Source organism: Streptomyces sp. NPDC104096 (genome assembly GCF_055584385.1).
Genome location: NZ_JBVJMD010000008.1, coordinates 216666 through 228322, shown reverse-complemented (window position 1 = coordinate 228322; position 11657 = coordinate 216666). Strand labels below are relative to the sequence as shown.

Sequence of the window (11657 nt, the reverse complement as noted above, 5' to 3'; positions counted from 1 at the left end):
TTGCGTTCCGCGAGTCCGGCGCGGTCACGGGCGCCCCCTCTCCGATGATCGGCCTGGCTTCGACCTTCCGTGACCGTACGAAGAGCGGATTACACGCACGTCTCGTGGGCTGATCACCGGGGGTTAATCCCGGCGCACACACGGGCGGCGGCCGCTGTGAGCGGGCGCCGGGCCCTGCCGTCACCCGACCTGCGCTCCAGGTCAGGGCCCCTGGCCGAGGTCGGCGGCCGCGGCGAACGCGTCGTACGCGCTCTCGTCGAAGAGGACGAAGCGGACCTCCTCCACCGAGGTGTCGGTGGTGCGCACGGTCTCCACCGCGATCCGGGCGCCGTCGTCCATCGGCCAGCCGTAGATGCCGGTGGACACGGCCGGGAACGCGACGGTACGGGCCCCGAGCTCGTCGGCCACCCGCAGTGACTCGCGGTAGCAGGAGGCCAGCAGCGCCGAGCGGTCCTCGCCGGCCGACCAGACCGGGCCGACGGTGTGGATCACCCAGCGGGCGTCCAGTTCGCCCGCGGTGGTGGCGACCGCCTGGCCGGTGGGCAGGCCCTTGCCGTAGTGGGAGGCGCGCAGCCGTCGGCAGTCCTCCAGGATCGCGGGGCCGCCCCGCCGGTGGATGGCGCCGTCGACGCCACCGCCGCCGAGCAGCGAGGAGTTCGCGGCGTTGACGACGGCGTCGACGGACTGCCGGGTGATGTCGCCCCTGACGAGCGTGATCGTGGTCATGCCCGCCTCTATACCAGCTCGGTCGCCGGACGCGGTCGCGCACACGGGCGTGCCGGGAGAGGCGGGCCCGTCAGGGCTGTTGCCGCAGCCTGCGCCAGACGGCCTTCGCCGCGTTGTGCCCCGACATGCCGTGCACGCCGGGGCCCGGCGGGGTGGCCTGGGAGCAGATGAACACGGCCGGGTGCGGGGTGTTGTAGGGGCGCAGCGACAGTCTCGGACGCAGCATGATCTGGAGTCCGGAGGCCGCGCCGGTGGCGATGTCGCCGCCGACGTAGTTGGCGTTGCGCGCGGCGAGTTCGCGCGGTCCGGCGACGGCGCGGGCGAGGACGCGATCGCGGAAGCCCGGGGCGAAGCGCTCCAGTTGGCGTTCCATGGCGTCCGTGAGGTCGCCGGTCCAGCCGTTGGGCACATGGCCGTAGGCCCAGAAGACCTGCTTGCCCGCCGGGGCCCGGCCGGGGTCGACGACACTGGGCTGCACCGTGATCATGAACGGTCTCTCCGGTGCGCGGCCCTCCCGGGACGCCGCGCGCAGCGCCGCGCCGATCTCCGCGCTGTCCGCGCCGATCTGTACGGTCCCGGCGACCCGCGCCTGCGGTGCGGTCCACGGGACCGGTCCGTCCAGTGCGTAGTCGATCTTGAAGACGCCGGGCCCGTACCGGTATCCCTCGTAGATATTGCCGAGGCCCGCGATACGGGCCAGCGCGGTGGGCGAGGTGTCGAAGACGTACGCGCGGGCGGGCGGCAGGTCGTCGAGCCGCTTGACCTCGTAGTCGGTGTGCACGGTGCCGCCGAGGTCGCGCAGGTAGGCGGCGAGGGCGTCGGAGACGGACTGGGAGCCGCCCCGGGCCACGGGCCAGCCGCGGGCGTGGGCGGCGAGGGCGAAGACCATGCCGACGGCCCCGGTGGCCACGCCGTCCAGCGGGGCCATGACATGCGCGACGAGACCCGCGAACAGGGTCTTGGCCCGCTCGTCGTGGAAGCGGCGGGTCAGCCAGTCGGACGGAAGCAGGCCGACGAGTCCGAAGCGGGCGAGCGTGACCGGGTCGCGGGGCAGCGCGGACAGCGGCAGGGACATGAAGTCGCGGACGAGGCCGTCCCACCGGGGCAGGAACGGCTCGACGAGTCTGCGGTACGCACCCGCGTCGCGCGGCCCGAAGGAGGCGGCGGTCTCGGCGACCGAGCGGGACAGCACGGCGGCGGTGCCGTCGGGGAAGGGGTGTGCCATGGGCAGCTCGGCGTGGAGCCATTCCAGGCCGTAGCGTTCGAGCGGCATCGCCCGGAAGGCCGGGGAGTTGATGCCGAGCGGGTGCGCCGCCGAACAGGGGTCGTGCCGGAAGCCGGGAAGGGTGAGCTCCTCGGTGCGGGCTCCGCCGCCCACGGTGTCACGCGCTTCGAAGAGGGCCACGGAGAAGCCGCGGCGGGCCAGCTCCACGGCAGCGGTCAGCCCGTTCGGCCCCGCACCCACCACGACCGCATCGAGCATCGACGGCACCTTCGGACTCCTTCGTCAGCCGACGGCCACTGGGCATCAGGATATGCCGGGGGTCCGACAGCCTTCACGGCGCGGGTGGGATCGACGGGGTGACGTGGCGGGTGCGGCACCGGCGCCGGACCGGGCTCGGCGGGCCGTGCACCGGTCACCGGCACGGGCGCCCGCACCGGCGCCGGGACCGGGACCGGACACCTGGTGCGGGCTCCCGCACGTGCCCCGTCATCGGGCCCCGGTCAGGCTCCGCCCGCCAGGAGGCCGCGCACCCGCCGGGCCGTGGCCGCGTCCCGCGCCGCCGTGAACGGCAGGGTGTTGCCGCCGGTGACCCGGAACGGCTCGCCGGTGAGGGTCAGGTGGGCGCCGCCCGCCTCCTCGACCAGGAGCAGACCGGCCGCGTGGTCCCAGGCCAATTCCCATGAGAAGGCCGTTGCGTCCAACTCGCCGCGGGCCACGGCGAGATACTCCAGACCCGCCGAACCGCAGGGGCGCGGTGCGACCCCGTCCGCCCACAGGCCCAGCAGGGCGCGCTTCTGTTCTTCGGTGGTGTAGTCCGGGTGCGAGGTGGCGATCTCCAGGTCCCGACCGGGTGCGGGCGGCCCGGCGAACAGCCGCTCGCCGTCGAGGAAGGCGCCACCGCCCCTTACGGCCGTGGCCAGTTGGCCCCGGGCGGGCGCGTAGGTCCAGGAGGCGAGCGTGGTGCCGCGGTGCACGAGCGCGACCAGGGTGCAGAAGCCGTCGTCGCCGTGGACGAACTGCCGGGTGCCGTCGACCGGGTCGACGATCCAGACCGGCACGTCACCCTGTATCGCGTCGTAGATCGCGGGGTCGGCGTCCACGGCCTCCTCGCCGACCACGACGGAGCCGGGCAGCAGGGCCGCGAGTTCCTTCGTCAGGTGGCGCTCGGCGTTGCGGTCGGCGTCCGTGACCAGATCGTGCGGGCCGCTCTTCTGGCCGATCTCGCTCGCGCCGAGCCGACGGAAGCGCGGCATGATCTCGGCGGCGGCCGCTTCGCGGATCGCCTGTTCGACGTCGACGGAGCGGCGGGCGAGAAACTCGTCGATGGTTTCCGTGTCTTGAATCATGCCTCCATAAGACCATGTACCACTGACAATCCCCGCCGGTCCGGTGTACGGCAGGTGGAATCACCATGAATACCCGGTTCCGCTTCCCGGCCGTCGCCTCCGCGGCCCACTCCGCTCACACGCCCCGCGCCCCGCCGCGGCCCACCGTGGCTCGGCTCCGACCGTCTCAGCGCCCGACCGCGTACCCCTGCATCCCCCGCGGGTTCGCCGCCGCCGACAGGATCCCGGTCTCCGGGTCCCGGGCGACCGCGCACAGCCGGCCCTCGGACCAGGCGTCGGCGACGGTCACGTCATGGCCGCGCCGCCGCAGCCCCTCGACGACCCCGGCGGGCGTCCGGGACTCCACGGTGACGCTGCCCGGCCGCATTCCGCGCGGGTAGAAGGAGCCGGGGAAGGCGTCGTTGTGCCAGTTCGGGGCGTCGATCGCGCCCTGGAGGTCGAGACCGCCGCGCACCCGCCCGCGCAGCGCGACGGCGAGGAAGAAGTGCAGCTGCCACTGGTCCTGCTGGTCGCCGCCGGGCGTGCCGAACGCCATGACCGGGACCCCGTCCCGCAGGGCGAGCGACGGTGTGAGCGTGGTGCGGGGGCGGCGGCCCGGGGTGAGGGAGTTGGGCAGCCCCTCCTCCAGCCAGGTCATCTGGAGCCGGGTGCCGAGCGGGAAGCCCAGCTCGGGGACGACCGGGTTGGACTGGAGCCAGCCGCCGCTGGGCGTGGCGGCGACCATGTTGCCCCAGCGGTCGACCACGTCCAGGTGGCAGGTGTCGCCCCGGGTGGCGCCGTCCGCACGCACCTCCGGTTCCGCCCCTGCCGCGACCGTCGGCTCGCCCGCGCCCATCGGGTTGAAGCCGGGGCCGTCGGCCGCCACCCGGTGCGCCTGCGCGCTCAGCCGCGGGGTGCGGCCGCCGGGACTGCCGGGCCGCAGCTCGTACGAGGCCTTGTCGCCGACGAGTTGCCGCCGTCCCGCGTTGTACGGCGCGGACAGCAGGTCGTCGAGCGGCACCTCGGCCGCGTCCCCGTACCAGGCCTCGCGGTCGGCCATGGCGAGCTTGCAGCCCTCGACCAGCAGATGGACGTACGCCTCGGATCCGTAGGGGGGCAGCTCGGGCGGGAGCAGGGCGAGCTGCTGGAGGAAGGCCGGGCCCTGGCTCCAGGGGCCGGCCTTGCACAGGGTCCAGCCGTTCCAGTCGTAGGTCACCGGTGTCTCGTAGGACGCGGACCAGCCGGCCAGGTCGGCGGCCGTGAGGGTGCCGGTGTGGTGCCCGCCGCTGGTGTCCAGGGTGGGCCGCCGCGCCTGCCGCACCAGCGCCTCGGCGACGAAACCGGTGCGCCACACCTCGCGCGCCGCCTCGATCTGCGCCTCCCGGTCGCCCGCCCCCGCGACCTCGGTGAGCAGCCGCTCCCAGGTCGCGGCCAGGGTGGGGTTGCGGAACAGTTCGCCCGGCCGCGGGGCCCGGCCGCCCGGCAGATAGACGTCCGCCGACGAGGTCCACTCGGTCTCGAACAGTTCCCGGACGGTCTCGACGGTCCCCCCGACCTTGTCCACGGGCGCGTGCCCGTCGCGGGCGTAACCGACGGCGTACTTCAGGACGTCCGCGAGGTGCTTGGTGCCGTGGTCGCGCAGCAGCAGCATCCAGGCGTCGAACGCGCCGGGGACGGCGGCGGCCAGCGGTCCGGTGCCGGGGACGAGATCCAGCCCGAGTCCCCGGTAGTGCGCGACGGTGGCCCCGGCCGGTGCGACGCCCTGTCCGCACAGCACGCGCACCTCGCCGCCCGCCGGGGCGAGCAGGATCGGCACCTCGCCCGCGGGCCCGTTCAGGTGCGGTTCGACGACGTGCAGCACGAAGGCGCCGGCCACGGCGGCGTCGTAGGCGTTGCCGCCGTCCTCCAGGACGGCCATCGCCGACTGCGAGGCCAGCCAGTGGGTGGACGACACCATGCCGAAGGTGCCCTGAAGGGTGGGTCGGGTGGTGAACATGGGGCCCCTCGTCTCACGGTCCGCGCACGACGGCCGAGGCGGTCCGCGCCGTGGCCCCGTCTCCCCCGAGGACGCCGGGGAGCCGGTGCCGCGGCCGTCACGGCCGCTCCGTCCGCTTCCCGGGAGTCTATCGACGCGCCGCGCCGCCACCGGGGCCATGTCGTCCGCCGCCGGCCCGGCACGCCCCCGGCCGCCCGGTCCGGCCACCCGCCCCCGGTCCCGCCGTCCCGATGCCGCCGCCCTGTCCCGGTAGCCGCCACCCGCACCGTGCCAGCCCATCCGACACCTTCAACGCCCTTGCCCCAAAAGCCCGTTCGGGTCAGCATCCCGGGCGTCCGACGTACCCGCGCACGGCGTCGTGCGGCACCGCGATCGGCGCCGTCGCGAACGGAGCGGCTCGGCCGAAGGGTTCGGCGCGGCCCGCGACGAGGCGCGCCACCGGGGGGACAAATCGCCGCACACGTCTCAGGAGTTACCGGTTGCTGTGACCGGTCGTGCACGCAGCGAGTTCGCACTTCCACCCCACAGACAGACGTGTGACACTGGCGTCCCGTTCGCAGTGTGGACCCCCCTCCGCACCCACCCCCACGAGAAGTGCGCCTTGCGTTCACTGCCCCTGCCGCTCGCCCTCACCGCGCGTCTGTCGCCGGTCGTCGTGCTCGCCGCCGCCGGCTGGTCGCTGACGTCCGGACCGTTCGCGCCGACACCGACGGCCGGACAGGAGTCGGCCTCGACGACGCCCGGCTCGTCGGCCTCCGGATCCTCCTCGTCGGACGGATCCGGGTCGGGTTCGGGTTCGGGGTCGGGCTCGGGATCGGGTGCTGCCGTGAAGGCGTACGCCGCCGCGCCCACGCCGTGCACGAGCGTGGCAGTGAAGACGATCGAGTCGCTGGTGCCGGGTGCCAAGACGGACGGCAAGGAGATCCCTTCGACGGACACCAAGGCGCGCCGGACCTGCTCCTGGAACGCGCTGAAGGGGTTCGACTACCGGTGGCTCGACGTCTCCTTCGAGGTGCTGGACTCGGAGCAGGCGGCGGAGAAGACCTACAAGGAGCGGATCACGGAGAAGAGCGGCGGCGGGGCCGTGCCGGGTCTCGGTGACAGCGCGTACTCGATCGTGAACCTCACCACCGAGGACAAGCAGCAGACGCGCGAGGGCGAGGTGATCGTCCGCTCGTCCAACGCGCTGGTGGTCGTCACCTACAACGGCAGCGACTTCGAGACGAAGAAGGCGCCGAGCACGGACGAGATCAACAAGGGCGCCATCAAGGCGGCCAAGGACGCGATGGCGACGCTGGCGGGCGGCGTCAAGAGCTGAGCCCCGGCCGCCCGCCGGCCGTGTGTCACACCGTGTTCCGCTCCCGTCCGCTCAGCAGCGTCAGGGCCACGTAGAGCACCATCGAGGTGCCGAGGCCGACCGCCCAGCCGTAGTCCGCGAGGGGTTCCAGCGCCGGGACGGGCCGCCCGTCGATCAGCGGTCTGAAGCTCGCGCCGCCGATCGCCAGGACCCCGCCGATCGCGAAGGCGACGACGGCCCGCCAGTTCCAGCCGCCGTCGTACCAGTAGCGGCCGCCCGTGGTGTACAGGTCGGCGAGGTCGAGCCGGCCGCGGCGCAGGATCCAGTAGTCGGCGATGAGGATTCCGGCGACCGTGCCGAGCAGCCCGCCGACCAGGCCGAGCCAGGTGAAGATGTAGCCCTGGGGGTCGGAGTACAGCTTCCAGGGGAAGATCAGCACGCCGAGGACGCAGGTGGCGAGGGCGCCGGTGCGGAAACTGATCCTGCGGGGCGCGATGTTGGAGAAGTCGAAGGCCGGGGAGACCAGGTTGGCCGCGATGTTCACGGACAGGGTCGCCACCAGCACGGTGACCAGCGCGTAGAGCAGGCCCACGACGTTGTCGGTCTTGGCGGCCAGCTGTACCGGGTCCCAGACCGCCTCGCCGTAGACGGCCTGCGAGCCGGAGGTGACCAGCACCGACAGGAACGCGAACAGGGTCATGGTCGTGGGCAGGCCGAGCGCCTGGCCCCAGGTCTGGGCCTTCTGGCTCCTGCCGTAGCGGGTGAAGTCGGGGATGTTCAGCGACAGCGTGGACCAGAAGCCGATCATGCCCATGAGCGAGGGGGCGAACAGCTTCCAGAAGTCGGCGCCCCAGCCCAGCTTCGACGGCTGGTCGAAGAGCGGGCCGAAGCCGCCCGCCTTGCTGCTCATCCACCACAGCATCACGAACGCGCCGACGAGCACGAAGGGCGCCGCCCAGTTCTCGAAGCGGCGGATGGTCTCCATGCCCCTGTAGATGACGGCCACTTGGATCGCCCAGAAGATCGCGAACGACAGCCACATGGTCCAGGGGTGGCCGCCGAACCGCGAGGCGTCGGCCCAGCCGTCGCCGATGAGCTTCCCGGCGAGGAAGAAGATCGCCTCGCCGCCGATCCAGGTCTGGATGCCGAACCAGCCGCAGGCCACCAACGCCCGTACGACAGCGGGGAGGTTGGCGCCGCGCACCCCGAAGGAGGCGCGGGCGAAGACCGGGAAGGGGATGCCGTACTTCGGTCCCGCGTGCCCGGTCAGCAGCATCGGCACCAGCACGATCAGATTGGCCAGGGCGATGGTGAGCACCGCCTGCTTCCAGTCCATGCCGACCGCGATGAGACCGGAGGCGAGCGTCCAGGAGGCCGTGTTGTGGGCCATGCCGACCCACAGCGCGGAGAAGTTGTACGTGGTCCAGGTGCGCTTCTCGACGGGGACCGGCAGCAGGTCCTCGTTGGCGTACGGGCCACTGGGCGGCGGCGAGCCGGGGGCGAGCTCCACCCGGCCGTCGGGGAGGGCGACTTGGGAGGTCGGCGGTATGTCCGCGGGGGCGATGTCGGTCATGGGCAGGCCAATCGGGGAGACGGGACGGGAGAGGCCGTGCGGGTGAAGCCGAGGGGGGTGCGCCCCGAAGACGGATGGCTCGGAGTGCCCTGGGCCCCCTTCCCAGGACGGCGGGAAGGGGGAGTCTCACAAGGGGGGTCAGCCGTTGAGGGCCGGGATCACCTTCGATCCGTAGGCGTCGATCACGGCCTCCTGCGCGTCGTGCATGTCGTAGACGGCGAACTGGTCGACGCCCAGGGCGCGCAGCGCGTTCAGCTTCTCGATGTGCTTCTCGACCGGGCCGATCAGACAGAACCGGTCGACGATCTCGTCGGGCACGAACCGGGTGTCGGGGTTGCCGCTGCGCCCGTGGTGCGCGTAGTCGTAGCCCTCGCGTGCCTTGATGTAGTCGGTGAGTTCGTCGGGGACGGCCGCCGAGTGCTCGCCGTACTTGGCGACCAGGTCGGCGACGTGGTTGCCGACCATCCCGCCGAACCAGCGGCACTCGTCGCGGGCGTGGGCGAGCGCCTCGGGCGAGTCGTCCTCGGTGACGTAGGCGGGTGCGGCGACGCAGATCTTCACCTCGGACGGGTCGCGCCCGACGGCGACGGCCGCGTCCCGCACCGCCTTGACCATGTACTCGGTGAGGTAGAGGTCGGCGAGCTGGAGGATGAACCCGTCGGCCTCCTCGCCGGTCATCTTCAGCGCCTTGGGGCCGTACGCGGCCATCCAGACCGGGAGTTCGGCGCCCGGCCTGATCCACGGGAACTTCACGACCGTGCCTCCGAGGTCGGCCTCCTCGCCCCGGCCCAGCGCGCGGATCACCTTCATCGCCTCGCTTATACGGGCGAGGGTGTTGGGCTTGCGGCCGGCGACGCGCATCGCGGAGTCGCCGCGGCCGATGCCGCACACCGTGCGGTTGCCGAACATGTCGTTGAGGGTGGCGAAGGTGGAGGCGGTGACCTCCCAGGTGCGGGTGCCCGGGTTGGTGACCATCGGGCCGACCGTCAGCTTCGTCGTGGCGGCGAGGATCTGGCTGTAGATGACGAACGGCTCCTGCCACAGCACGGCGGAGTCGAAGGTCCAGCCGTACGCGAAGCCGTTGCGCTCGGCGCGCTTCATCAGGCTGATGACCCGCGAGGCGGGCGGGTCCGTCTGGAGGACGAGTCCGAAGTCCATGTGCGCCACTCCTAGTTGAGGTACTGACAGGTGGAGCGGGGGGTGTAGACCCCGTGCCCGGCGTGCCCGGTGTACTCCCGCTCGTCGATGACGACCCGGCCGCGCGAGAGGACCGTCTCGACCCGGCCGGTCAGGCGCCTGCCCTCGTAGGCCGAGTAGTCGACGTTCATGTGGTGCGTCGCGGCGGAGACGACCTGCTCGGCGTGCGGGTCGTAGACGACCACGTCGGCGTCGGCGCCCGGGGCGATGGTGCCCTTCTTCGGGTACATGCCGAACATGCGGGCCGGGGTGGCGCAGGCGATCTCGATCCAGCGGCGGCGGGAGATGTGCCCGTCGACGACGGCCTGGTGGAGCAGGTCCATCCGGTTCTCCACGCCCGGCAGACCGTTGGGGATCTTGGAGAAGTCGCCCCGGCCGAGCTCCTTCTGGCCCTCGAAGCAGAAGGGGCAGTGGTCGGTGGAGACCACCTGGAGGTCGTTGGTGCGCAGGCCCTTCCAGAGCGCCGCCTGGTGGTCCTTGGGCCGCAGGGGCGTGCTGCACACGTACTTGGCGCCCTCGAAGTCGGGCTCCGCGAGGTTGTCCGTGGACAGGAAGAGGTACTGCGGGCAGGTCTCGCCGAACACGTTCAGGCCCTCGTCGCGGGCCCGGGCGAGCTCGGCGACGGCCTCCTGCGCCGAGACGTGCACGACGTACAGCGGGGCGCCGGCGACCTGCGCGAGCCGGATGGCGCGGTGGGTGGCCTCGGCCTCCAGGAGCGCCTTGCGCACCTCGCCGTGGTAGCGGGGGTCGGTCTCGCCGCGCGCCAGGGCCTGTTCGACCAGGACGTCGATGGCGATGCCGTTCTCGGCGTGCATCATGATCAGTCCGCCGTTCTCGGCGGAGCGCTGCATGGCGCGCAGGATCTGGCCGTCGTCGCTGTAGAAGACGCCGGGGTAGGCCATGAACTGCTTGAAGGAGGTGACGCCCTCCTCGACCAGCAGGTCCATCTCCTTGAGCGTCTCCTGGTTCACATCGGAGACGATCATGTGGAAGCCGTAGTCGATGGCGCAGTTGCCCTCGGCCTTCGCGTGCCAGGCGTCCAGGCCCTCGCGCAGGGAGTGCCCGACGCTCTGCACCGCGAAGTCGACGATCGTCGTGGTACCGCCCCAGGCGGCGGCCCGGGTGCCGGTCTCGAAGGTGTCCGAGGCGAAGGTGCCGCCGAACGGCAGCTCCATGTGGGTGTGGGCGTCGACCCCACCCGGGATGACGTACTTCCCGGTGGCGTCGATGGTCCGCTCGGCCGTCCAGGCCTGGGCGGCCGCGGTGTTGGAGGCGGCGAGGGCGGCGATCCGGCCGTCCTCGATCAGTACGTCGGCGTGGATCTCGTCGGACGCGGTGATGACGAGGCCACCACGGATGACGGTACGGCTGCTCATGCTCCCTCTCCTGCCGTGTTCAACTCATCTGTCGTACGGGTCGGTCGGTGCCGCCGGTCCGCTGCGCGCCGGACCGGCGGCACCGCCGCGGTCGGTCCTAGGGAGCGGTCAGCGGCTCGTACGCGTCGGGGCGACGGTCGCGGTAGAACTGCCAGCGGTCGCGCACCTCGCGCAGCGTCGCCAGGTCGAGGTCCCGCACGACGAGTTCGGTCTCCTTGTCGCCGGCCGGCTCGCCCACGAACCGGGCCTCGGGGTCGACGAAGTAGGACGTGCCGTAGAAGTCGTTGTCGCCGAGTTCCTCGACGCCGACCCGGTTGATGGCGCCGACGAAGTACTCGTTGGCGACGGCCGCGGCCGGCTGCTCCAGCTGCCACAGGTAGCCGGACAGGCCGCGCGAGGTGGCCGACGGGTTGAAGACGATCTCGGCACCCGCCAGGCCGAGGGCGCGCCAACCCTCCGGGAAGTGCCGGTCGTAGCAGATGTAGACGCCGATCCGGCCCACGGCGGTGTCGAAGACCGGCCAGCCGCTGTTGCCCGGCCGGAAGTAGAACTTCTCCCAGAAGCCGGGCACTTGCGGGATGTGGTGCTTGCGGTACTTGCCGAGGTAGGTGCCGTCCGCGTCGATCACGGCGGCGGTGTTGTAGAGGACGCCGGGCTGCTCCTCCTCGTACATCGGCAGGATCAGGACGATGCCGAGTTCGCGGGCGAGTGCCTGGAAGCGCTGGACGATGGGGCCGTCGGGGATCCGCTCGGCGTACTCGTAGAACGCCTTGTCCTGGACCTGGCAGAAGTACGGGCCGTAGAACAGCTCCTGGAAGCAGAGGATCTGTGCTCCCTGCGCGGCCGCGTCCCGGGCCGCCTGTTCGTGGACCCGGATCATCGACTCCTTGTCGCCGGTCCAGGCGGTCTGGAAGAGGGCGGCGCGGATCACTCTGCTCATCG

9 protein-coding genes are annotated in these 11657 nt (G+C 72.1%); 1 reads left to right on the top strand and 8 read right to left on the bottom strand.

The genetic code is table 11. The annotated features are described in order from the left end of the window. Positions 1-201: 201 nt before the first annotated feature. From ACZ60B_RS12330 to ACZ60B_RS12315, 4 genes are all read right to left on the bottom strand, one after another. Positions 202-726, bottom strand: a complete 525-nt coding sequence (locus ACZ60B_RS12330; protein ID WP_469385945.1) for an O-acetyl-ADP-ribose deacetylase — start codon at positions 724-726, stop codon at positions 202-204. A 70-nt stretch (positions 727-796) separates the two neighbouring features. Then, positions 797-2209, bottom strand: a complete 1413-nt coding sequence (locus tag ACZ60B_RS12325) for a phytoene desaturase family protein (protein WP_469385944.1) — start codon at positions 2207-2209, stop codon at positions 797-799. A 242-nt stretch (positions 2210-2451) separates the two neighbouring features. After that, positions 2452-3297, bottom strand: a complete 846-nt coding sequence (locus tag ACZ60B_RS12320) for an inositol monophosphatase family protein (protein WP_469385943.1) — start codon at positions 3295-3297, stop codon at positions 2452-2454. A gap of 166 nt (positions 3298-3463) precedes the next feature. Then, on the bottom strand, positions 3464-5272 hold the full coding sequence (locus ACZ60B_RS12315) for a gamma-glutamyltransferase family protein (protein WP_469385942.1): 1809 nt from the start codon (positions 5270-5272) through the stop codon (positions 3464-3466). A gap of 601 nt (positions 5273-5873) precedes the next feature. On the opposite strand from ACZ60B_RS12315, the gene ACZ60B_RS12310 reads away from it, so the two are divergent. Continuing rightward, positions 5874-6590 (top strand): hypothetical protein, encoded by a 717-nt coding sequence (locus ACZ60B_RS12310; RefSeq protein ID WP_469385941.1) that lies wholly within the window; start codon positions 5874-5876, stop codon positions 6588-6590. Between the two features lie 25 nt (positions 6591-6615). Here ACZ60B_RS12310 and ACZ60B_RS12305 read toward each other — a convergent pair whose 3' ends face one another. The 4 genes from ACZ60B_RS12305 to ACZ60B_RS12290 all read right to left on the bottom strand — a co-directional run bounded on the left by ACZ60B_RS12305 (position 6616) and on the right by ACZ60B_RS12290 (position 11655). Then, positions 6616-8142 (bottom strand): NCS1 family nucleobase:cation symporter-1, encoded by a 1527-nt coding sequence (locus ACZ60B_RS12305; protein WP_469385940.1) that lies wholly within the window; start codon positions 8140-8142, stop codon positions 6616-6618. 138 nt (positions 8143-8280) lie between these two features. Continuing rightward, positions 8281-9300, bottom strand: coding sequence for a TIGR03842 family LLM class F420-dependent oxidoreductase (locus ACZ60B_RS12300; protein WP_469385939.1), 1020 nt, complete (start codon positions 9298-9300; stop codon positions 8281-8283). Between the two features lie 11 nt (positions 9301-9311). Further along, positions 9312-10715: a dihydropyrimidinase gene (hydA, locus tag ACZ60B_RS12295; protein ID WP_469385938.1), complete on the bottom strand. Its 1404-nt coding sequence runs from the start codon at positions 10713-10715 to the stop codon at positions 9312-9314. 97 nt (positions 10716-10812) lie between these two features. Beyond that, positions 10813-11655: a nitrilase-related carbon-nitrogen hydrolase gene (locus tag ACZ60B_RS12290; RefSeq protein WP_351601540.1), complete on the bottom strand. Its 843-nt coding sequence runs from the start codon at positions 11653-11655 to the stop codon at positions 10813-10815. Positions 11656-11657 lie beyond the last annotated feature (2 nt).

Excerpts from the sequence above, each read along its gene's own strand:
- ACZ60B_RS12330 (WP_469385945.1), bottom strand. The coding sequence starts at position 726 with ATGACCACGATCACGCTCGTCAGGGGCGACATCACCCGGCAGTCCGTC.
- ACZ60B_RS12325 (WP_469385944.1), bottom strand. The coding sequence starts at position 2,209 with ATGCTCGATGCGGTCGTGGTGGGTGCGGGGCCGAACGGGCTGACCGCT.
- ACZ60B_RS12320 (WP_469385943.1), bottom strand. The coding sequence starts at position 3,297 with ATGATTCAAGACACGGAAACCATCGACGAGTTTCTCGCCCGCCGCTCC.
- ACZ60B_RS12315 (WP_469385942.1), bottom strand. The coding sequence starts at position 5,272 with ATGTTCACCACCCGACCCACCCTTCAGGGCACCTTCGGCATGGTGTCG.
- ACZ60B_RS12305 (WP_469385940.1), bottom strand. The coding sequence starts at position 8,142 with ATGACCGACATCGCCCCCGCGGACATACCGCCGACCTCCCAAGTCGCC.
- ACZ60B_RS12300 (WP_469385939.1), bottom strand. The coding sequence starts at position 9,300 with ATGGACTTCGGACTCGTCCTCCAGACGGACCCGCCCGCCTCGCGGGTC.
- hydA (WP_469385938.1), bottom strand. The coding sequence starts at position 10,715 with ATGAGCAGCCGTACCGTCATCCGTGGTGGCCTCGTCATCACCGCGTCC.
- ACZ60B_RS12290 (WP_351601540.1), bottom strand. The coding sequence starts at position 11,655 with ATGAGCAGAGTGATCCGCGCCGCCCTCTTCCAGACCGCCTGGACCGGC.